The organism is Paractinoplanes hotanensis, assembly GCF_023717965.1.
GTDB classification, from domain to species: Bacteria; Actinomycetota; Actinomycetes; order Mycobacteriales; family Micromonosporaceae; genus Actinoplanes; species Actinoplanes polyasparticus.
Map to the genome: position 1 here is coordinate 109,731 of NZ_JAMQOL010000046.1, position 20,752 is coordinate 130,482.

Consider the following 20,752-nt stretch of genomic DNA (forward strand, 5'->3'; position numbering starts at 1 on the left):
CACCACACAGCATGAACCGGGCAGCACCGCCGCACACACCGCCCAGTCCTGCCGCGCGAACCGAGCGCCGCCGTCACGAACCGAGCACCACCGACGCGCAAACCGAGCGTCGCCGCCGCACGAACCGAGCGCCACCGCCGCACGAACCGAGCGCCGCCGCCGCACGGACGGGGCGCCGCTGCGGCGGTGGGCGGCAATCGACGCGGCGTGGCCGAGAAATTTAGCAAAACGACGCAGGTCAGGGGCCGGATTGCGCGAGGGCGAAAATGGCTGTTCGCCACTCGGACGAGGTGGTGAACAGGCACCCTGAGGGCATGCAGATCGGCGTGATCGGGGCAGGACAGCTCGGCGCAACCCTCGCCGAGTGGTGCGTGGAGGGTGGCCACGATGTGGCCGTGACGTCGCGGCATCCGGAGCGGCTCGGCGCGGTGGTCACCCATCTCGGCGGCCACGGTACGGCGCTGCCGGTGGCCGAGGCGGTCGACTTCGCCGACGTCGTGTTGTTCGCGCCGAATTGGGAGTCCGCGCCCGAGGCGATCGAGCTGGCCGGCACCGCCCTCAACGGCAAGATCGTCATCGACGCGACCAACCCGGTCGGGCCGCTGCCCGGCGGGGCCGCCAGTGGGTTCGAGTCGCTGATGCAGCTGGCGCCCCAGGCGCACTGGGCGAAGGCGCTGAACACGCTGCCCGCCAACGTGCTGCAGCACCGCCGCGGGCACGACCCGCTGCTGGCCGAGTTCGTCTGCACCGACCTGCGCGACGCCCGCCAGGCCGCAGCCACGATCATCCGCGACATGGGCTTCGCGCCCTACTACGTGGGCGGCGCCGAGGCGGCCCGGCTCCTCGAGCCCGGCGGCCCGCTGCAGCAGAACGAGGTCGACGTCTTCCACGCGAAGGACGTTCTGGCCGAGGCGCTCACGCTGCGACCGTGACGACCGCCGAGACGCCCACTCCCAGAGCGTGACGAACACCCAGGCGACGAATCCCGGACTGTGACGAAAGGTCACACGTCGACGGTGACGAAGGCCTTTCCGCTGGTGTTCACCACGCGTACGGCTTGGACCTGCGCGGGGTCGATGAGGGCGCTCCCGTTGAGCGTCGTGCCGCCCGACTCGCCGGCCGGTGAGACCAGCCAGCTGCCGGCGAAGGCCGTCGAACCGTCGCGGCCGACCACTTCGAGCACGCACTTCTCACCCGCCGGGATGCCGCCGACGGTGGCCGTCACCCGTACCCAGCCGGCCGCGGGCGTCACCACGACCTGCATCCGGGCGCCGGTGGCCGCGTCGGTGCCCGACCCGAGCTGGGCGCCGGCCGGTACCGACAGGGTCGCGGAGGGCTGGGCGACCGGTGTCGACTCGGGGGCCGTGCCCCGCCCGACCAGCACGCCGCCGCCGATGGCGAGCACGACGGCCGCGGCGGCGATGGACGTGACCGTGGCCAGCCGGCGGTAGCGGCGACCGGACGATTCGCGGCGCACCTGGCGCAGCGTGCGTTGCAGCAGCAGGTCGGCGTCGTCGGGCGGGCCGTCGAGCAGCATCTCCTCGGGGACGCCGCCGAGTTGGTCGGACCACTGGCGCAGCGAGTCACGCTCGGCGCGGCACTCGGCGCAGCCGGCCAGGTGCTCGTCGGCCTCGGCCTTCTCGTCCTCGGAGAGCATTTCCAGCAGGTAGCCGGCCAGGTCGACGTGGTCGTTGGTCGGGTTCGCCCTTTCCGGCGTAGTCATGATGCCAACCGTTCCGTGCCGGCCTCGCGCAAGGCCCGCAACGCATAGAAGGACCGCGATTTCACTGTGCCCGGCGGGATGCCGAGCACCTCGGCCGCCTCGGCCACCGTGTTGCCTTTCAGATACACCTGCTCGAGCACTTCACGGTGCTCGGTGGAGAGCCGGCTGAGCGCGTCGACGACGACCATCGACGTGACCACCTGGTCGGAGTGGTCCTGCTCCACAGCGGCGTCGGGCGGGCTCTCGGCCACCTCGGGGGGCCGGCGGTTCCGGGCGCGGATCTGATCCAGGACGATGTTGCGGCAGACCGTGAGCAGCCAGCCCCGTACGGACCCCTTGCCGTTGTTGAGGCTGTCGGGGTGCCGCCAGGCGCGGACCAGCGCCTCCTGGACCACGTCCTCGGCGGCGGCGCGGTCGCGGGTCAGCTGCGTGGCGTACGCGAGCATGGCTCGTCCGTGTTCCTGGAACAACGATCTGACCAGCGCCTCATCGGCCACCTCCCGGTGCGGTCTCTGTCTGCTCGACGGCATCCGTCTCTCTCCCCGCGGCACTCTTTCCCGTGCCGTCTCCTTCGCAGGCTTGTGACGACATCGATGAAAGTACTGTGCTGCGGCTACCGGGAATACGTGCCCCCGGGCCTCCGCGGATCAGATTCCCGAGAAAGTGGCACATCCCGGTGAACCGCCGCGTGGGGCCCGGCGTGTGGAGGTCATCCCCTTCGGACGGGCACGACCGGCACGAGATGGAGCTAGCCATGATCAAGCGGAGCAGGACGATCTACGCCGTAACCATGCTGGCCGCTCTGGCGAGTGTCGCAGCGTGCGGCAGCCAGGCCGCACCGACCGACGCGGCGGCCGACCTGCCGGTGCCGGTGGCGGTGCAGCAGTCCGCAGCCCCGCTCAACCCCCAGGGCCCGGGTGAGCTGCCCGAACTGGCGGGCGCCGAGCCGCCGGTGGCCGAGGAGACCCTCCCGGCCACCGAAGAGGCACAGGCGCAGGAGGACGAGCAGGCCGCTCCGGAGCCCGCGGCGTCGCCCACGGTCGCCAAGAAGCAGCGGTGGGTCAAGATCTTCAGCGGCCCCTCGCAGCAGGACATCACCCCGCCGAAGTCGCGGACGGCCGGCAGCAAGACGGTCGAGCTGAACACCACCGACAACGAGCAGATCGGCACGTACGTGACCGACGGGGCCGGCCGGACGCTCTACCGGTTCGACAACGACACGAACAAGCCGCCGAAGACCAACTGCAAGGGTGACTGCGCGACCGCCTGGCCGCCGCTGCTCATCCGCTCCCCCGGCAAGATCTTCCCGGACGGCGTCGACCCCGAGATCGTCGGCTTCGTCGAGCGCGGCGACGGGACGTGCCAGGTGACGATCAACGGCTGGCCGGTCTACTACTTCGTCGCCGACGCCAAGGCCGGCGACATCAGCGGCCAGGGCCTGAACGGCAAGTGGTTCGCCATCAAGCCGGACGGCGGCAAGACCGCGGCGACGCCCGGCCCACTCGCCTCGAGCGGCGCCAAATAGAGCCGACAGAGCCAGCAACGCACATCGGGGGCGCGCCCGGCGGTCAGCAACCGCCGGGCGCGTTTTTGCCCGCGCGCCGGAACTCCGGCCCAGATGAAGCGCGCGCCGCGACTCCGTCCCGGATGGAGAAGGTAACCCGATAACGTGGCCCGAATGGATCGAGATCTTTCCGGCGTACGCGATCTCGCCGCCGAGCTGGCCGTGCGGGCCGGCCGGTTGCAGCTCGAGCGGCGCGACACCCTGCGCGTAGGGGCACCCAAGGCACACGCCAACGACGTCGTCAGCGATGTCGACATCGCCAGCGAGCGGCTGATCGTCGAGGCGCTCCACGCGGCCTGGCCCGACGACGCCGTGCAGGCCGAGGAGGGCAACGGCCGGGCCGGCAGCAGCGGCTGGAACTGGGTGATCGATCCGCTCGACGGCACCCGGAACTACATCAGCCGTACGGGACCCTGGTCGGTCTGCATCGCGCTGTACGAAGGTGACGAGCCGCGGGTGGCTGTCGTGCACGAGCCCGTCGCGAACGAGACGTTCAGCGCGATCGACGGCGGCGGAGCCTCTCTGAACGGCGAGAAGATCACCGTGTCGGGCGGGCCGCCGCTGGCCGAGGCGCTGGTGGGCGTCAGCTTCCAGCCCAACCCGGCCACCAAGGAACGCGCGGGCAAGGTGATCCGGGAGCTGCTGCCGGTCTGCGGCGACATCCGCCGGCTGCCGGCCGCGCTGAACCTGGTCTACCTGGCGGCCGGACGGCTGGACGCCGGTCTGGCCCTCGACACGAACCTGTGGGACATCGCCGCCGGCGCGCTGATCGCGCGCGAGGCGGGCGTCGTCCTCGGCGGCCGGGGCGACGACTTCACGACCGACCTCACCGTAGGCGCCGCTCCGGCGCTGTGGCCGGCGTTGTCGGAGCAGGTACGCGCGGCGGCATAGGGCCAACCGGCGGCCCCGATGACGGCGACTGCTGTTGCCGGCGACGTCTTCCTCGACTGCCCACCCTTCCGAGGCGCCGGCGGAACCGACTCGCCGCGGCCCGGCGCATCTCTCTGGACGTCACTTGGGTTATGGGGTGTTCGGATGATCGGCAGTGGGACGGTTTTCGTGATCTCCCACCCGTTCGGATGAGTTTGGACAAGGGAGTGGCTGGGGCAAGTGAGGCGGGCGTTGCCGGTGGCCTGGGATGGTCGCCCGTGGAGAAGGAGCCTCGTACATGTCTGTCCTCACCGCTTCAGCCGACACGGACACCGCGAGTGAGCTGATCACCGCGATGGCCGCGCTGCCTGCCGGGCATCCGTCGCGGGCCGAGCTGCGGGACCGGGCGATCGAGGCCTGGCTGCCGCTGGGGCGTCATCTCGCGCAGCGGTACGCCGGGCGCGGTGAGCCCGCGGACGACCTGTTCCAGGTGGCCGTGGTCGGCCTGATCAAGGCGGTCGACCGGTGGGACGCCGACCGCGGGGTCGACTTCGCGGGGTACGCGATCCCGACCATCGTCGGGGAGATCAAGCGGCACTTCCGTGACCGCACCTGGTCGGTCCGGGTGCCGCGGCGGCTGCAGGAGATGCGGCTCGCCATCACCGCCGCCAACGCGACGCTCAGCAACGAGCTGGGCCGGGCCGCCACCGTGGCCGACATCGCCACCCACCTCGGGGTCACCGAGGAAGAGGTGCTCGAGGGCCTGGAAGGCGCCCGCGCCTACAACGCCACCAGCCTCTCCACCCCGGTCAGCGCCGACGGCACGACCGAGCTCGGCGACACCCTGGGCGGCGAGGACCGCGAGTTCGAGGCGGCCGAGTTCCGGGTCGCGCTCGGGCCCGCCCTGGCCACCCTGAACGAGCGCGAGCAGCGGATCGTCCACCTGCGTTTCTACGGCAACCTGACGCAGACCCAGATCGCCGAGCAGGTCGGCATCTCCCAGATGCACGTGTCCCGGCTGCTCACCCGGGCCCTGGCCAAGCTGCGGAGCCACCTCGGCGAGCAGTGAGCAGGGCGGACTGCAGCCAGCGGTACGAGTCTCTCGGCGTACGGACCTGGGTGTCGAAGTCGACCTCGACGAGCCCGAACCGCTGGCTGTAGCCCTCGGCCCACTCGAAGTTGTCGAGCAGGGACCAGACGAAATACCCGCGCACGTCGACCCCGGCGGCGATGGCGTCGTGCACGGCTCGCAGGTGGCCGTCCAGGTAGTCGACGCGGAACTGGTCGTGGACGCCGGGCGCGGTCGAGCAGCCGTTCTCGGTGATGTGGATCGGGGGCAGCGCCTCGCCGTACGTCTCGCGCAGGCCGGTCAGCAGGTCGGTGAGCCCGGACGGGACGACCGGCCAGCCGAACGCGGTGGTCGGGTAGCCCTCGATCGGTTGCAGCTCGAACGGCAGCGGGGAATCCTCGCCCGGAGCGCCGACCTGGGTGGGGTTGTAGTAGTTGATGCCGAGCGCGTCGAGCGGCGTGCTGATCACCGCCAGGTCGCCGTCGCGGACGAGGTCGCCCAGGGCGTCGGCGAGGAAGCCGGGGTACGAACCGAGCAGCACCGGATCGTTGAAGAGCCGGTTGTGGAAGGCGTCGTAGACGGCCGCGGCGGTGACGTCACCCGCGTCCTCGCCCGCCGGCTGGACCGGCGTGCAGTTGTTGGTGATCATCACCTCGGACGCGCCCGCCGCGCGCAACGCCCGCGCGGCCAGCCCGTGGCCGAGCAGTTGGTGGTGCGCGACGGGCAGCGCGTCGAGCATGAGGGTGCGGCCGGGGGCGTGACTGCCGTACGCGTACCCCTGGGCCATGTGCACGATCGGCTCGTTGAGGGTGATCCACCGGCGGACCCGGTCACCGAGGCGGGTGACCACGTGCGAGGCGTAGTCGGCGAAGTACGAGGCCGTGTCGCGGTTCAGCCAGCCGCCCCGATCCTCCAGGGCCTGCGGCAGATCCCAGTGGAACAGCGTCGGCACCGGCACGATGCCCTTTTCGAGCAGCGCGTCGACCAGCCGGTCGTAGAAGTCGAGGCCGGCCCGGTTGGGCATGCCCGACCCGGTCGGCTGCACCCGGGGCCAGGCGATCGAGAACCGGTACGCGCCGACGCCCAGATCGGCCAGCAGGGCGATGTCCTCGGGATAGCGGTGGTAGTGGTCGCAGGCCACGTCGCCGGTGTCGCCGTTGAGCGTCCTGCCCTCGGTGTGCGAGAACGTGTCCCAGATGGAGCGACCGCGCCCGTCCTCGTGCACCGCCCCTTCGATCTGGTAAGAGGCCGTGGAGCAGCCGAAGAGAAATCCATCGGGGAAGAGGGGCAGCGGATCCACCATCTGCTGACCCTAATACAGGCGCTGCGCCGGCTTCCGCGGTCGGCACGTCGGGCCCCAAGCGCCGGCCAGGCCTGCCGGCCGTCCGGAGGCGTCTCGTGGAACCTCGGCCGGCCGCCGCGCCGCCGTGGTCGTCCCGGCCCCGAGACAGCCACCCGTTGCCCATTTCCACCCTGTCCGGCGGTCTGACAGCTTCCTGACTTCCGGTCGCGAGGCTGGTCGCTCGGCCCGGAACAGAACCGAGCCAGACGCTCGGGAGCCGCCGGGCAGGAGAGCCCGGGAGCGACCCGGGCGGAAGGTGAGGACTATCCATGCGTGGACACCTGTTGCTGACGAGCGCGAGCATGACCGCGATCGCGCTGGTGGCGCTGTCAGGCTGTGGCGGGGAGCCGGCGGAGAAACAGGGCGCCAAGGTGGCCACGCTGGCCAGCGCCGCGCCGTCGGCCGAGGGGAAGGCGCCGGCCAAGCCGCAGCGGCCGCGGGAACGGCTCGACACCACGCCCGAGGAGTACGAGGCGATGCTCGTGCCGTACAACAAGTGCATGAAGGAGCACGGCGGCATTGTGAAGGGCAACCCCGGCGCGGGCGGCGCTCCGCGGCCCGCGACCAAGGCCGAGATGGACAAGACCGAGGATGCCAACCGGATCTGCGAACCGCAGTTCCTGCCGTTGCCGCCCTGGGAGAAGGATCCGGCCAACCCGGAGGCGCGGGACTTCGCGCGGGACGTGGTCGCCTGCCTGAAGGAGAAGGGCGTCAAGTACGTGGCTGTTTCCGACGACGGCATCAGCATCGCCCTCGGTGGCGATCAGAACGACTCCCGCTCGATCCGGCTGGGCTTGGAGCTGGCCCCGGAGTGCGAGCGCCAGGTCGCCGCCAAGAAGTAAGAGTCGCAGTGCGAACCGACTGAGGGTGCGGCGGCCTGGACAGGCCGCCGCACCCTTCGCTGTCAGACTGTGGCGAGTCAGACTGTGGCGAGCGCTTGCGTCGGGGTCAGGCGGGCCGCCCGTACGCACGGATACACGCCCGCCAGCACGCCGATGACCACGGCGCTGCCCACCCCGGCCAGCGCCGCCTCGGCCGGGACGACCAACGGCCAGTCCTGCCAGCGGGCGTAGCCCAGGGTGGCCAGCAGCCCCAGTGTCGTGCCGCCGAGGCCGCCGGCCGTGGCCAGCAGCACCGACTCGGTGAGGAACTGGCCGCGGATCTGCCCCCGGGTGGCGCCCAGCGCGCGCCGCAGGCCGATCTCCGAGCGCCGTTCGAGCACCGACACCACCATCGTGTTGGCCACCCCGATGCCGCCGATGATCAGCGCCACCGCGGCCAGCGCCAGGAACAGCACCGAGAAGCTGCTTTCGGTGGCGCGCTTGGCCGCCAGCGCGTCGGAGGGCCGGGTGACGACCACCGCGCCCGGTCGTTCCGGGGAGACCGTCTCGGCCAGGACGGCCCGCACCGCTTCCAGTTGGGGCTCGTCGCACTGCACATACAGGACGGTCGGGCTGCCGTCGAAATCCAGGTGGGCCTTGGCCGCGGGCCAGCCGACCAGCACCGACCGGTCGATGTCGGGTGAGAGCGGGGTGGTGGCCAGGATCCCGACCACGGTGAACCCGCGGTCGGCGATCACCACCTGGGGCGACGGGCGGCCGGGGATCAGGTCGGTGATCCCGAGCCGGGTGGCCGCCACCGAGCCGAGCACCACGGCCGGGAAGCGCTCGGTGGCCGGGGTGAGCCAGCGGCCACGCCGGATCCGCGCGTCGATCGTGGGCAGCAGGTCGAGCCGGCTCGCCAGCACGGTCAGGCCCAGTCCGTCGGCCGGGTCGGTGCGGTCGTTGCGGCGTACGAGGGTGTGGGTGTTGGCGACCGCGCTGACCGCCGTGACCGGGCCGATCCGGCGGACCATCTCCACCGCCGACTCGGGCAGCCGGGCCGGCGGTTCGACGTCGGGCCGCGCCACCGCCTGCAACGCGTTGGTGCCGAGCGCGTCGAGCTCCTCGACCAGCGCGGCCTGGCTGGACGCCGGGATGCCGGTCACGACAAGCATGGTGGCGATGCCGATCGCGATGCCCAGCCCGGACAACGCCGCCCGCGCGGGCCGGGTCCGCAGGCCGAGCAGGCCCAGCCCGAACAGGTCCAGCGGCCTCATGCCGGCACCGCCGTGACCTCGTCGCGGACGATCCGCCCGTCGCGCATCTCGATCCGGCGGGGCATCGAGGCCGCGATGTCCCGGTCGTGGGTGATCAGCGCGATGGTCGTGCCCTCCTCGTTGAGCCGGCGCAGCAGCTCGAGGACGGCGTGCCCGTTCGCACTGTCCAGAGCGCCGGTGGGTTCGTCGGCCAGCACGAGGGAGGGCCGGTTGACCAGCGCGCGGGCGATCGCGACGCGCTGCCGTTCGCCGCCCGACAGCTGCTGCGAGCGGTGCGAGGACCGGTGGGCCAGGCCGACCCGGTCCAGCGCGTGCAGGGCGCGCTCCCGCCGGTGGCGGCGCGGCACTCCGGCGTACAGCAGGCCGGTGGCGACGTTCTCGGCCGCGCTCAGCCCGTCGGCCAGGTGGAACTGCTGGAAGACGAAGCCGATCTCGCGGGCCCGCAGGGCGGACAGGTGGCGGTCGCGCAGGGTGGCGACGTCCCGCCCGCCGATCAGCACGGTGCCGGTGGTGGGCCGGTCGAGCGTGCCGACGATGTTCAGCAGGGTCGACTTGCCCGAGCCGGACGGCCCCACGATGGCCACGAGCTCGCCCGCGGCCACGTCGAGGCTCACGCCGGCGAGCGCGGTCACGCCGCCCGGATAGACCATCCCGGCCTCGCGTACGGACAGAACGGGCGTGCTCACGCGGCCACCACCACGGCCATGTCCTCGGTCAGGCCCGGGCCGCTCACCTGCACCCAGCCGCCGGCGAACATGCCGGTCTTGACGGAGATCAAGCCCTGCGGTCCCTGTACGGCGTATCCGCCCTCGCTGAGCGCCACGAGGGCCTCGATCGGCACGGCCAGGACCTTTTTCGCCGTACGACCGGGGAAGGTGACCTCGACCTCGGCCGAGTCCAGCTGTGCGATCCGCCGGGGATCGTCGACCACCACGGACACCGTGAGCTTGGGCGCTTCGCCGTCGCCGGCGGTCAGGTCGCGGCCCACGGCGGTGACCCGGGCCTTGACCGTACGGTCGTCGGGCAGCGCGACGCTCACCCGGGCGCCCCGCGTCAGCTTGGCCGCGTCGCCCAGCTCGGCCGCCACGGTGATCACCTTGCGGGTCGAGGTGACGGTCATCAGCTCCGCGGCGGCGGGGACGCCGGGTTGCACGGTCAGCGACTCCACCCGTACGGCCCCGGCCTGCACCTCGACGTCACCCACCGCGACCGTCCCGGTGACCGGCCGCCCGAGATCCCGCTGCCACTTCTTGATCGCGGCTGTCAGGGCCGGGGTCAGCACACTCTCACCGGCCGGCGTGTTCGCGGGCCGGTAGCCGACCCGGTAGCCCAGCGCCCGCAGGTTGTCCGCGATGATCCGCACGTCCCGCCCCGACATGAGCGGCGTGGCGATGGGCCGGTAGAGCGGCAACCCGCCGTAGAACAGCACCACCGGCGCGTCGTCGGCCCGGAACAGCTGACGACCCCGTTTGATCGTCTTGCCCACGGGCGGCAGCCAGGTGACCGTGGCCGTCGTGTGCCCGGCCAGCGGGCGGGCCGAGCCGTAGCCGATGCGCCCGGGCAGCGACGTCGTGGTGGACAGGTCCCGGCGCTCGACCCGCACGGTCGCGACCTGCGCGCTCTGCTCGGCCACCGGCGTCCGGCCGGCCTCCCGGTCACGGGTCAGGACGAAGCCGGCCGCGGCGGCCACGACGACCATCGCCAGGACGCCGGTCGTGATTTTGCGGTAAGACATGGTTGAGCAGCGTGTCCGGCGATCGTCAGGATCCTGTCAGGTATCGCCGCTTTCCGGCCCGCCCTTCCCCGGCCGACCTATAGTCGCCGCCATGTGCGCGAAGGTGCTGGTGGCCGAGGACGATCCGCGGCAGGCCGAGGTCGTGCGGCGCTACCTGGCCGCTGAGGGGCACGAGACGCTGGTCGTGCACGACGGGCGGGCCGCGCTCGACGAGGCCCGGCGCTGGCGGCCGGGCCTACTGGTGCTGGACGTGATGATGCCGGGCCTGGACGGGCTACGTGTGTGCCGCACGCTGCGCGAGGAGTCGGACGTGCTGGTGCTGATGCTCACCGCCCGCACCACCGAGGAGGATCTGCTGCTCGGACTGGAGCTCGGCGCGGACGACTACCTGACCAAGCCGTACAGCCCGCGCGAGCTGATGGCTCGGGTGCGGACCCTGCTGCGGCGGGCTCCGAGCGGGCCGGACGGTCCCGCGCCACGGCGGATCGGGCGGGTGGCCGTCGATCTGGCCCGCCACCACGTGACGGTCGACGGCGAGCCGGTCGAGTGCACGCGGGGCGAGTTCGCGATCCTGGCCGCCATGGCCGAGCAGCCGGACCGGGTGTTCACGCGCGCCCAGCTGCTGCACCACACCCGCGGCATCGACCGCAGCTCCACCGAGCGCACCATCGACATGCACGTGCTCAACCTGCGCCGCAAGATCGAGAACGATCCGCAGCAGCCCACCCAGCTGGTCACCGTCTACGGGGTGGGCTACAAGTTCTCCTCCGGTACGCCGTGAGGACGCCCCGGGTGCCGCTGAGGCACAGCCTGGTGACCCGGCTGCTGGTCACCTCGGTGCTGATCGCGATCGCGGCCACCGTGGCGACCGCGTGGCTCGCGGCCCGCACTGCCACCCGCGCGATCACCCAGGAGCAGGGCCGGTCGCTGACCGAGGAGAAGGGTGTCTACGACCTGCTGGTCGGTTACGCGGCCACGCACGCCGACTGGTCCGGGGCCGGCGGGCTGATCGACGCGCGGGCGGCCAAGCTGGGCCGCCGGATCACGCTGACCACGGCCGACCGGACGGTGATCGCCGATTCGGGCGGTGCGGCCTCCCTGCGTACGGCCCGGCCGTCGGCTCTGGTCGACCCGCTCAACCTGGACGTGGGCCTGGTCGGGGGCGACGACCGCATCGACGCCCGGGCGGCCGGGCCGTTCCGTGTGCCGCCGGCCGAACGGCCAATACTGCAGAAGGCGGCCGAGGACGCGGTGCAGTGCGTCCGCCGGTATCGCATCCAGGCGACGACCGAGCAGCTGCCGAACGGCCGCCCGTCGATCACCCTCGCCACCCCCGACCCGGACGCCGCCGGCTGCGTCTCCTCGCTGCGCGATCTGACGACCAAGAGCGAGGCGGAGGCGCTGCGCACGCTGGGACGGTCGACCGCGAAGTGCCTCGAGCTACCGGCGGCCTTGACGGTGTACGTCACCCCAGAATTCACGCCCGCGCTGGGAAAGTCCGGGCTTGACGGCGGACCCAGGGACGAGCGGATCACCGCGGCCGAGTCGCTGTTCCAGTCGCCCGCCACGGGTGACGCCACCCGCGTCCGCGGCTGCGTGGACAAGTCGCGGCGGGCCATGCTGAAGAAGTACGTGGCCCCGCCCGCTCTGCTGTTCGTCACCGACCCCGGCGCCGGCGCCGACCAGACCCGCTTCACCCTGTCGCCCGCCAACACGACCCGGATCGTGGCCACCACGGGCGCCGTGCTGCTGGTCACCATCCTGGTGACCGTGCTGGTCGGGCGGCGCCTGGTCCGCCCGCTGCGCGCCCTCACGGTCGCGGCCGACCGGCACACTCCGGCGCCGGTAAGCCGGCAGGACGAGATCGGGTTGCTGGCCCGGGCCCTCAACGAGTCGGCCGAACGCCGCGACCGGGCCGAGACCCAGCGCCGGGCGATGGTCAGCGACGTGGCGCACGAGCTGCGTACCCCACTCACGAACATCCGCAGCTGGCTGGAGGCGGCCCAGGACGACCTGGCGCCGACCGACGCCCAGTTGCTCGGCCTGCTGCACGAGGAGGCGGTGCAGCTGCAGCACATCATCGACGACCTGAGCGACCTGGCCGCGGCCGACGCCGGCACGCTGCGCGTGCACCCGGCGCCCACGGCGGTGCGCGACCTGCTGGCCCAGGTGGCCGAGGCACACCGGGCCGCCGCGGACAACGCCGGCGTACGACTGCGGACCGCGATCGAGGGCGACCCGGTGCTCACCGTCGATCCCCTGCGCCTGCGCCAACTGCTGGGCAACCTGGTCAACAACGCGATCCGCTACACCCCACGCGGCACGGTGACCGTCGAGGCCCACGGCACCACCATCTCCGTCCGAGACACCGGGGTCGGCATCAGCCCCGATCACCTACCCAAGATCTTCGACCGTTTCTGGCGGGCCGACACCTCCCGCAGCCGGGCCACCGGCGGTAGCGGCCTGGGCCTCCCGATCGCCCGCAAGATAGCCGAGGCCCACGGCGGCACCCTCACCGCCGACAGCACCCCCGGTGCCGGCACCACCTTCACGCTCCGGCTGCCCGGTCAGGAGAACAGGGCGCTGTAGCCGTTCAGGGCGGGCTGGCCGCCGAGGTGGGCGTAGAGCACGGTGGAGTCGCGGGGGATCTCGGCCCGGGAGACCAGGTCGATCAGGGCCGCCATCGACTTGCCCTCGTAGACCGGGTCGGTGACCATGCCCTCGGTGCGGGCGGCCAGCCGCATGGCGTCCAGGGTCGTCTCGTCGGGGATGCCGTAGGTGCCGGCGTGGTAGCGGTCGTCGAGCAGGATCTCGTCGTCGGTCAGGTCGCGGGTCAGGCCGATCAGCGACGCGGTGCCGCGGGCGATCCGGGCGACCTGGGCGTGGGTCTCGGCGGGCTTGGCGCTGGCGTCGATGCCCAGCACGCGGCGGGGCCGGGAGCCGGCGTCGCGCAGGGCGGCGAACCCGGCGATCATGCCGGCCTGGGTGCTGCCGGTGACCGAGCAGACGATGACGGTGTCGAAGAAGACGCCCAGCTCGGCCTCCTGCGCCTCCACCTCGTACGCCCAATTGGCGAAGCCGAGCCCGCCGAGCCGGTGGTCGGAAGCGCCGGCCGGGATCGCGTAGGGCTTGCCGCCGGACGCCTCGATGTCGCGCAGTGCCTGTTCCCAGCTCTCCTTGAAGCCGATGCCGAACTCGGAGCGCACCAGCCGCACCTCGGCCCCGGCCAGGCGGCTGATCAGGATGTTGCCGACCTTGTCGTAGACGGAGTCGGGCCACTCGACCCAGCTCTCCTGCACCAGCACGCACTTGAGCCCGGCCCGGGCGGCGACCGCGGCGACCTGACGGGTGTGGTTGGACTGGACGCCACCGATCGAGACGAGCGTGTCGCAGCCCTGGGCCAGAGCGTCGGCGACCAGGTATTCGAGCTTGCGGGTCTTGTTGCCGCCGTACGCGATGCCGGAGTTGCAGTCCTCGCGCTTGGCCCAGACGGCGGCGCCGCCCAGGTGGGCCGTGAGACGGTCGAGCCGGTGCACCGGGGACGGGCCGAACAGCAGCGGGTAGCGCTCGAAGTCAATGGTCATGGTCGTCGTCTCCCAGGTGTTCCAGTGACCGCCAGATGAGGCCGGTCATCTCGGTTGCCGTCGCGGCATCGCCGGCAGCGCAGGCGGCGATCAGGTCGTCGTGCCGCTCGACGGAGCGGCGGGCGTGGTCGCGGCCGAACTGGAGACGTTCGAGCCGGCGGATCAGCGGGGTGTAGCGCTCGATGGTGGCGGCCAGGGCACGGTTGCCGCTGGCGCGGACGAGCACACCGTGCAGGTCGTCGTCGGCCGCCAGGGCAGCGTCGATGTCACCGGCGCGCGCGGCTGCCTCGAAGCGCTCGTTGGCGGCTCGCATCCGCGCGATCTCATCCGCGCCGAGAGCGCCGACCGTCGCCGACGCGGCCAGCTCGTGCATCGCGCGCACCACCGCGGCGGCGTCACGCACCTCGCTCGGCGCGACCCGGGTCACCCGCGTGTAGCTCTGCGGTTTCGTCTCGACCAGGCCCTCGTCGGCCAGCCGGGCCAGGGCGTCGCGCACCGGGGCCCGGGACAGGCCGAGCCGATCGGCCAGCTCGGCGCTGTTCACCGCTGCCCCCGGTGCGAGGTCGCCGCGCACGACGGCGTCGCGAATCGCTTCGTACGCCGTCTCGCGCAGCAGCCTGCGATGCACCCGTTCCACAACTGAAATGTTAGATGTCAGGTGCTGCGAAAGCCAGGCCCGGTTCTGATTTCCGGCGATCTTCGGGACAGCCCGAGCCCAGGTTGCCGCGCTAGATTGCGAAGACAACTCGGAACGGCGTTGGGGGCGAGCATGGGTGAGCGCCGGTGATGACTCCGACGCAGCTGCGCGCCTACTCCGCCGTCGTCCGGCTGGGCTCGGTCAAGCAGGCGGCGGCCCACCTGTCGGTGTCCGAGTCCGCGATCTCGCTGCACATCGGCCAGCTGCGGCGCGAGCTCGGTGACCAGCTCTTCTCCCGTACGGCGGCCGGGCTGGCCTTCACTCCCGGCGGCCTGCGACTGGCCAGCCGAGCGACCGAACTGCTCGGCCTGCAGGACATCACGGTGCTCGAAGTGAGCGCGGCCGGTCGCGGCCGACGCCTGCTGCGGGTGGGCGCCTCGAGCCTGTTCGCCGAGCACGCGGCGCCCGGCCTGATCGAGCGCTTCGCCGCCCGCGCCGACGACCTCGATCTCGAACTCAGCGTCCGCGACCCCGGCTCGTTCGAGGCGCTGCTGCTGAGCCGCACGATCGACATCGCCATCGGCCCGCCGCCCGCGGTGCTCGATCCCGCGCTCACCGCCCGCCCGGTCATGAACTACCGCGTCGTGGTCGTGGCCGGCCCCGGCAACCCGATCGTCCATCTGCGCCCGTCGGCCGCCCAGCTGCGCGACCAGACGTGGCTGCTGGGCCCGTCGGCCACCGCCGGCTCGGGTGCCATCCCCGACTTGCTGGCCCGGCTGGGCGTCCCCGAGGAACGCCAGCACATCTACCAGAGCAACGCCGCCGCCCTCGAGGAAGCCAAGCGCGGCAAGGGAGTGACCCCCGCTCTGTCGTTCGCCGTGGCCCCCGACATCCGCAACGGCAGCGTGATCCAGCTGCCCAGCCCGCACGCTGTCCTCGAGGCCGGCTGGCACGCCCTCACCCGCCTCGACCAGGGCGCCCCCTCCCCCGCCGCCGAGCTGTGCCGCTTCGCCTCCACCCCCCGAGCCATCCAGGCCATGATGCGCGGCGCCGGCGCCAAGGCCGGCCACTTCCGCCCGTCCGTCCACGTGACCCTCTGGAGCTGAGACCTTCAGCGACCGGCGACGGTGGGGATCAGGATGGGCAGATTGACGGCCAGGTGCAGCAGCATGCAGGCGATCAGGTTGCGGCGCCAGACGAACAGGACGTAGAGCGCCAGCGTCCCGGAGGCCTGGTAGAGCAGCCACGACGGCGAGAAGAAGACCAGGTGCGGCGCCACGAACAGCGGGACCGTGATCGCCAGGGCCGGCCAGATGCGACCGGTCAGCTCGGTGAGACGCTCGATCGGATAGCCGCGGTAGAGGACCTCCTCGAAGACTGCCGCCGAGAGGACGAGGGCGACCACCGCGAGGACGGGCATGGCAGCGATGGTGGCGGTTCCGCCGTCGGCCGGCGGAGGCCAGACGGTGCGGGCCAGCCAGGCCCAGGCCATGTGACAGCCGAAGAGGATGAGCACCCACTCGAGATCCTTGCCGGTGGGCCGCACCACGCGGATGGAATCCAGACGCCGCCGCTCGACCCCGAAGATGTAGGCCACGAGCAGGACGACCGCGAGGGCGTTCCAGAGGATCGAGGAAGCGGGGCCGGTGACACCGACGTCGACGCCGGCCGCTCGCGTCAGCGGGGGCAACCACATCGGAAGGTAGGCCAGGACCAGGCCGATGAGGGTCCTGGCCGCGGCTCTCATTTTGCTAGAGTAGCCGCTCTAGAGCCAGTGCTCTAGTGGAAAGGGAGCCACCATGGGTCGCATCGTCGACGAGCGGCGTCACACCGAGCGGCGCGATGCCATCCTGAGCGAGGCCTATCGTCAGTTCGCGACCTCGGGCTACGACCGCACCAGCACGGCGTCGATCTGTCGTGGCGCCGGCATCTCGTCGGGCACGTTCTTCCACTACTTTCCGACGAAGCTCGACGCGCTGGTCGGCGTGCTCACCGCCGGGCTGCAACAGACACGTCAGGCGCTCTCCCGCATCGAGAGCGACGGCAGCGGTCTGGCCGCTGTTCTCGCGTACGCGGGCGGCGTGCAGACCGAGATGGCCGACCCGCACTTCGGCGGTTTCGTCCACGCCGTCGCCGGTGTCGAACTGCTGCCCGAGGTCGCCGCGGTGCTCGACGACGAGTCCACGCTGATCAGAGCCTTCCTCGTCCGGCACCTGGCCGACGCCTCCGCCCGCGCCGAGATCAGAACCGACGCCTCCCCCGAACACCTGGCCCGCTGGACCCAGTGGCTCCTCGACGGCGCCGCCCAGCACGCCACCACCCCCGACTCGCAGCCCGGCGACGCGGTCGAAGCCGTCCGCGCCCTCCTCACCCCACCCTGACCAGGCGTTGAGCCGGGTGTGTCAGCGGCGTGGGGCGGGGGTGTTCAGGTGCTGGAGCAGGTGGGCGGCTCGGGTGAGGTCGTGGAACGTGGCTGCGGGGAGCAGGCGATCGCAGTACGGGAGGGCTGCGGCCATGCCGGCGACCGTGGGGGCGAAGCCGGGGGCGCTCGCTCGGGGGTTCAGCCAGAGGATGCGGTGGGCTCGGCGGCGCAGGCGGGACATGGCGGCTTCCATCCGGGTCGGTGGGTCGCTGTCCCAGCCGTCGGAGGCGACTATCACCAGGGCGCCGCGCAGGGTGTTGCCGTGGTGGGAATCGAGGACTGCGGCGAGGTTGGTCGCGATCTTCGTGCCGCCGAAGCGGTCGGTCACCAGGGCGCCGGCTCGGGCGATGGCTTCGGCGGCCGAGGCATGACGCAGGGTGGGGGTGAGGCGAGTCAGGGTGGTGGCGAAGGCGAACACCTCGGCGTCGGCCACCAGGGTGAACGCGCGCATCAGGTGCAGGTAGGCGGTCGCCTGGGCGCGCATGGATTCGCTCACGTCGCACAGCAGGACGGCTCGGCGGGGGCGGCGGACGGGACGTTCGCGGACCAGCGCCACCGGCTCCCACGCGGTGCGGCGGGCGCGGGCGATCGTCGGGCGCAGGGCGATGCGGCGGCCGGCGGGGTCGGCCGCGTGGCGGCGGGTGCGGCGGGTGGGCCAGCGGGTGAGGGTGGCTCGCAGGGCCTCGCCCAGCAGTTCGGTCTGGGCGGCGTCGAGGTCCTCGAAGGGGAGTTCGGCCAGGGCGGCCAGGGCGCTGGGGCGGCGTTCGGGCGTGTGCAGCGTCGCGTCGGTGGGGTCGGCCGGGGCCACCGCGGGGGGCAGGGTCGCCCACGGTAGGCCGCCGCCGTCGGCCGGCGGCTGGGTGTCGGCGGGCACGGGGACGTGTACGTCGTCCCGCCGGGCGGGGGTGTTGCCGGCTTGGCGGGTCAAGGGCAGGGGCGGGGCGTCGGCGAACACCGCGGCGAACACCTCGTCGAAGACCGCCAGGTCGGGCCGACGGCGGACCAGGGCGATCCGGGCCGTCCAGTAGAGCGTGGTCACCGAGAGGGGCGGGCTCACTTCGATCGCGTGGACGAAGTCGCCGGTCTCGGTGAGGCCGGTGGACAGGCCGGCACGGCGCAGGCGGTCGACCAGAGCCACGGCGAGGGCGGCCCGGTCGGTGCCACGAAGCAGCACCGGCCGGGCCGGCGGCGGGCTTCCCGGGCCGGGGTTCCGGGGCGCCGCGCCGGAGGGAAGCTCAGCGCCGGCCAAGGAGCCACGCGATGACGGCGATGATGACGGCCACGACGACGCCGAGCGGGATCAGCCGCTTGTAGACGGAGCTGCCGGCCACGGCGAGCAGGTCCAGCGCCTCGGGCTCCGCGCCGCCGACGGCCTGCGAAGCAGTCCCGGCCGCGGCCGGCGAAGTGGTTCCGGCGCCGACGGCCGGCGAAGTGGTCGCGCCGGCCGAGCCGCCCGGAGCGGCGGTCGACGATGACGTCGAGGCCGGAGTGGTCGTCGCTGGAGTCGTCGTGGAGGCGGCCAAGGGCTCGCTGCCGGCGACCGCGAGGCCGGCCGGCTCGGCCGCGCCCGGGTCGGCCGGAACGAGGTTCGCGGTGAGCGTCTCGGGGCTGGGCGCCTCGGCGCTGGGCCGCTGCCCGGGCACGCCGGGCGCCACTACCGCCGCCGTTCCCGGGACGGTGTCGACCGCGGCGGCCGAGGGAGCCTCCGTGGCGGGCGACGGAGCGGCCGGGGCGACCCCGTTCGTCGACCCGGCCCGGGCGGGCGCGGCGGCGGGCTGGTCGGCTGCGGGTTGGTCGGCTGTGGGCTGGTCGGCGGTGGGTTGGTCAGCGGTGGGTTGGTCGGCGGCCAGTTTGGCTTCGAGGTTGGCGACGAACTGGGCCAGCAGCTTGTTCGAGATCTCCTTGATCATGCCGCTGCCGAACTGGGCCAGCTTGCCGCTGATCTTCAGGTCGGTATCGACGGTGACGAGCGTGCTGTCGCCGGCGGGGGTCAGCGCCGCCGTGACCAGGGCCGCGGCGTTGCCGCCGGCCCGGGAGTCGCGGCCCTTGGCGTCGATCACCGCGCGGTACTTCTCGTCGTCCTTCTCGGTGAACTGGGCCGTACCGGCGAAGTCGGAGATCACCGGGCCCACCTTCACCTTGACCTTGCCCCGGTAGACGTCGCCGTCGACCCCGGTCAGCTGGGCGCCGGGCAGGCACGGAGCGATCCCGGGCAGGTCGGTCAGCGCCTGCCAGGCACGGTCGATGGGGGTGTGCACGGTGAACTCGTTGGTGATCTTCATGGGGTCTCCTGGTGGACGGCGAGAGCGACGGCGGCCCGGTCGTCGGGGGTCTTGGCGATCGTGCCGAGGGTGCCGATGACCGCGGCGTCGGTCAGGTCGGTGACGCCGAGCGCGGACAGGGCCGACACCCAGTCGATCGTCTCGGCCAGGCCGGGCGCCTTGTCGAGCTCGAGACCGCGTACGCGCCCGATGAACTCGGCGGCGCTGCGGATGAGCGGCTCCGTGGCCCCGGGCACGGACCGCCGGACGATCTCGGCGGCGCGGGCGGGGGCGGGGAACTCGATCCAGTGGTAGAGGCAGCGGCGGCGCAGAGCGTCGTGCAGGTCGCGGCTGCGGTTGGAGGTGAGCACCACGACCGGCGGCCGCAGCGCGGTGAACGTGCCCAGTTCGGGCACGGTGATCGCGGCCTCGCCGAGGAACTCGAACAGCAACGCCTCGAACTCGTCGTCGGCCCGGTCGATCTCGTCGATGAGCAGCACCGGCGGCGTCGGCCCGGCATGGCGTACGGCTCGGAGAATGGGCCTTTCCTGCAGGAACTCGGCGGTGAACAGGTCGGCGTCGGACAGCTTCTCCTGTCTGGCCTCGGCCAGCCTGATAGCGAGCAGCTGCCGCTGGTAGTTCCACTCGTAGAGGGCCTCCCCGGCGGTCAGGCCCTCGTAACACTGCAACCGGATGAACGGCGTCTCCAGGGCGAGCGCGAGCGCCTTGGCGGCCGCGGTCTTGCCGACGCCCGGCTCCCCTTCGAGCAGCAGCGGCTTGCCCAGCCGCAACGCGAGGAACACCGCCATGGCCAGACCGTCGTCGACGAGATAATCCACGGCGTCGAGCCGGGCCCGTACGTCGGACGCGTCCCTCACCGAGCCTCACCGGCCAGCAGACGCGCGTAGTCGTCGCGCGTGTCCACGTCGATCGGCACCGGCCCGGCCACCGGCACCTCGGTCACCGCGTACGCGCCGGAGTGCAGCAGCTTCCACACCGCCTTGTCGCCGTGCAGTTCCGCCAGGTCGCGAAACGTCTCCCGGCGGAACAGAAACGGATGGCCGGGCCCGTCGTCATAACGCGCGACGGCGATGGGTGCAGGCGCTGCCAGCAGCGACGCGACGGACGAGGCGAGCACTCCGGGTTGATCGCCGAGCATCAGAACCAGCGCCGACCCGCTCGCGTGCGAGACCGCCGTCCGAACCGAAGATCCACACCCCGACGAGTACGAAGGGTTCTCGATCACCGTGCAGCCGGAGAGGTCAACCTGCTCGCGCACCCGCGCCGCCGACCCGCCCAGCGTGACGAGCAGCTGGTCGAAGCCGCAGGAGCGCGCGACGCCGAGGGTGGCGTCGAGCAGCGTACGGCCGCGGTAGGGAAGCAGTTGCTTGGCCTCCCCCAGCCGCAGGGAGCCGCCCGCCGCGAGCACCAGCCCGGTGACCCCCAT

22 protein-coding genes are annotated in these 20,752 nt (G+C 72.3%); 9 read left to right on the plus strand and 13 right to left on the minus strand.

Features of this window, described 5'->3' with window-relative positions:
• Positions 1–314 precede the first annotated feature (314 nt).
• On the plus strand, positions 315–932 hold the full coding sequence (locus LXN57_RS31585; protein ID WP_251801834.1) for an NADPH-dependent F420 reductase: 618 nt from the start codon (positions 315–317) through the stop codon (positions 930–932).
• Between the two features lie 71 nt (positions 933–1,003).
• Here the strand turns inward: LXN57_RS31585 and LXN57_RS31590 are convergent, their stop codons facing one another.
• Together LXN57_RS31590 and LXN57_RS31595 are read right to left on the minus strand one after the other, a co-directional pair.
• Positions 1,004–1,723 (minus strand): anti-sigma factor family protein, encoded by a 720-nt coding sequence (locus LXN57_RS31590; RefSeq protein WP_251801835.1) that lies wholly within the window; start codon positions 1,721–1,723, stop codon positions 1,004–1,006.
• Positions 1,720–2,253 carry a sigma-70 family RNA polymerase sigma factor gene (locus tag LXN57_RS31595; RefSeq protein WP_221380126.1) on the minus strand — a complete coding sequence of 178 codons (534 nt, stop codon included), beginning with the start codon at positions 2,251–2,253 and terminating at the stop codon, positions 1,720–1,722. Before LXN57_RS31595 ends, LXN57_RS31590 begins: the two co-directional genes overlap by 4 nt.
• A gap of 224 nt (positions 2,254–2,477) precedes the next feature.
• Between LXN57_RS31595 and LXN57_RS31600 the strand changes: the two genes are divergently transcribed.
• The 3 genes from LXN57_RS31600 to LXN57_RS31610 all read left to right on the plus strand — a co-directional run bounded on the left by LXN57_RS31600 (position 2,478) and on the right by LXN57_RS31610 (position 5,226).
• On the plus strand, positions 2,478–3,248 hold the full coding sequence (locus LXN57_RS31600) for a COG4315 family predicted lipoprotein (RefSeq protein ID WP_251801836.1): 771 nt from the start codon (positions 2,478–2,480) through the stop codon (positions 3,246–3,248).
• A 153-nt stretch (positions 3,249–3,401) separates the two neighbouring features.
• Complete coding sequence (locus tag LXN57_RS31605; protein WP_251801837.1) at positions 3,402–4,178, plus strand: inositol monophosphatase family protein; 777 nt, start codon at positions 3,402–3,404, stop codon at positions 4,176–4,178.
• A 277-nt stretch (positions 4,179–4,455) separates the two neighbouring features.
• Positions 4,456–5,226 carry a SigB/SigF/SigG family RNA polymerase sigma factor gene (locus tag LXN57_RS31610; RefSeq protein WP_251801838.1) on the plus strand — a complete coding sequence of 257 codons (771 nt, stop codon included), beginning with the start codon at positions 4,456–4,458 and terminating at the stop codon, positions 5,224–5,226.
• Here LXN57_RS31610 and LXN57_RS31615 read toward each other — a convergent pair.
• The gene (locus LXN57_RS31615; protein ID WP_251801839.1) at positions 5,180–6,529 is read right to left on the minus strand and encodes a GH1 family beta-glucosidase; all 1,350 of its coding nucleotides are present in this window, start codon (positions 6,527–6,529) and stop codon (positions 5,180–5,182) included. The two genes, LXN57_RS31610 and LXN57_RS31615, sit on opposite strands and share 47 nt — an antisense overlap.
• Positions 6,530–6,837: 308 nt before the next feature.
• Here LXN57_RS31615 and LXN57_RS31620 point away from each other — a divergent pair, with 308 nt between their 5' ends.
• Positions 6,838–7,410 carry a hypothetical protein gene (locus LXN57_RS31620; protein WP_251801840.1) on the plus strand — a complete coding sequence of 191 codons (573 nt, stop codon included), beginning with the start codon at positions 6,838–6,840 and terminating at the stop codon, positions 7,408–7,410.
• Between the two features lie 77 nt (positions 7,411–7,487).
• Here the strand turns inward: LXN57_RS31620 and LXN57_RS31625 are convergent, their stop codons facing one another.
• From LXN57_RS31625 to LXN57_RS31635, 3 genes are read right to left on the minus strand one after another with little or no spacing between them, the layout of a single operon-like run.
• Positions 7,488–8,666, minus strand: coding sequence for an ABC transporter permease (locus LXN57_RS31625; protein ID WP_251801841.1), 1,179 nt, complete (start codon positions 8,664–8,666; stop codon positions 7,488–7,490).
• Entirely contained in the window at positions 8,663–9,316 is a 654-nt protein-coding gene (locus LXN57_RS31630) for an ABC transporter ATP-binding protein (RefSeq protein ID WP_251801896.1), read from the minus strand. Before LXN57_RS31630 ends, LXN57_RS31625 begins: the two co-directional genes overlap by 4 nt.
• 32 nt (positions 9,317–9,348) lie before the next feature.
• The gene (locus tag LXN57_RS31635; RefSeq protein ID WP_251801842.1) at positions 9,349–10,401 is read right to left on the minus strand and encodes a peptidoglycan-binding protein; all 1,053 of its coding nucleotides are present in this window, start codon (positions 10,399–10,401) and stop codon (positions 9,349–9,351) included.
• 91 nt (positions 10,402–10,492) lie between these two features.
• Between LXN57_RS31635 and LXN57_RS31640 the strand changes: the two genes are divergently transcribed.
• Both LXN57_RS31640 and LXN57_RS31645 read left to right on the plus strand, forming a co-directional pair.
• Entirely contained in the window at positions 10,493–11,182 is a 690-nt protein-coding gene (locus LXN57_RS31640; protein WP_251801843.1) for a response regulator transcription factor, read from the plus strand.
• Positions 11,183–11,193: 11 nt separating this feature from the next.
• On the plus strand, positions 11,194–12,990 hold the full coding sequence (locus LXN57_RS31645; protein WP_251801844.1) for a sensor histidine kinase: 1,797 nt from the start codon (positions 11,194–11,196) through the stop codon (positions 12,988–12,990).
• Here LXN57_RS31645 and LXN57_RS31650 read toward each other — a convergent pair.
• Positions 12,969–13,985, minus strand: coding sequence for a 1-aminocyclopropane-1-carboxylate deaminase (locus LXN57_RS31650; RefSeq protein ID WP_251801845.1), 1,017 nt, complete (start codon positions 13,983–13,985; stop codon positions 12,969–12,971). The genes LXN57_RS31645 and LXN57_RS31650 overlap by 22 nt on opposite strands.
• Entirely contained in the window at positions 13,975–14,622 is a 648-nt protein-coding gene (locus LXN57_RS31655) for a GntR family transcriptional regulator (RefSeq protein ID WP_251801846.1), read from the minus strand. Before LXN57_RS31655 ends, LXN57_RS31650 begins: the two co-directional genes overlap by 11 nt.
• A gap of 149 nt (positions 14,623–14,771) precedes the next feature.
• On the opposite strand from LXN57_RS31655, the gene LXN57_RS31660 reads away from it, so the two are divergent.
• Positions 14,772–15,728 carry a LysR family transcriptional regulator gene (locus LXN57_RS31660; RefSeq protein ID WP_251801897.1) on the plus strand — a complete coding sequence of 319 codons (957 nt, stop codon included), beginning with the start codon at positions 14,772–14,774 and terminating at the stop codon, positions 15,726–15,728.
• 5 nt (positions 15,729–15,733) lie between these two features.
• Here the strand turns inward: LXN57_RS31660 and LXN57_RS31665 are convergent, their stop codons facing one another.
• On the minus strand, positions 15,734–16,369 hold the full coding sequence (locus LXN57_RS31665) for a CPBP family intramembrane glutamic endopeptidase (RefSeq protein ID WP_251801847.1): 636 nt from the start codon (positions 16,367–16,369) through the stop codon (positions 15,734–15,736).
• Positions 16,370–16,421: 52 nt separating this feature from the next.
• Between LXN57_RS31665 and LXN57_RS31670 the strand changes: the two genes are divergently transcribed.
• Positions 16,422–17,003, plus strand: a complete 582-nt coding sequence (locus LXN57_RS31670; protein WP_251801848.1) for a TetR/AcrR family transcriptional regulator — start codon at positions 16,422–16,424, stop codon at positions 17,001–17,003.
• A gap of 21 nt (positions 17,004–17,024) precedes the next feature.
• Here the strand turns inward: LXN57_RS31670 and LXN57_RS31675 are convergent, their stop codons facing one another.
• The 4 genes from LXN57_RS31675 to LXN57_RS31690 are packed head-to-tail and all read right to left on the minus strand — an operon-like array spanning position 17,025 to position 20,752.
• Positions 17,025–18,293 carry a vWA domain-containing protein gene (locus LXN57_RS31675; protein ID WP_251801849.1) on the minus strand — a complete coding sequence of 423 codons (1,269 nt, stop codon included), beginning with the start codon at positions 18,291–18,293 and terminating at the stop codon, positions 17,025–17,027.
• Positions 18,280–19,326, minus strand: coding sequence for an SRPBCC domain-containing protein (locus LXN57_RS31680; RefSeq protein WP_251801850.1), 1,047 nt, complete (start codon positions 19,324–19,326; stop codon positions 18,280–18,282). The genes LXN57_RS31675 and LXN57_RS31680 overlap by 14 nt, the downstream gene beginning before the upstream one ends.
• Positions 19,323–20,183: an AAA family ATPase gene (locus LXN57_RS31685; protein ID WP_251801851.1), complete on the minus strand. Its 861-nt coding sequence runs from the start codon at positions 20,181–20,183 to the stop codon at positions 19,323–19,325. Before LXN57_RS31685 ends, LXN57_RS31680 begins: the two co-directional genes overlap by 4 nt.
• Positions 20,180–20,752 (minus strand): nucleotidyltransferase family protein, encoded by a 573-nt coding sequence (locus tag LXN57_RS31690; protein ID WP_251801852.1) that lies wholly within the window; start codon positions 20,750–20,752, stop codon positions 20,180–20,182. The genes LXN57_RS31685 and LXN57_RS31690 overlap by 4 nt, the downstream gene beginning before the upstream one ends.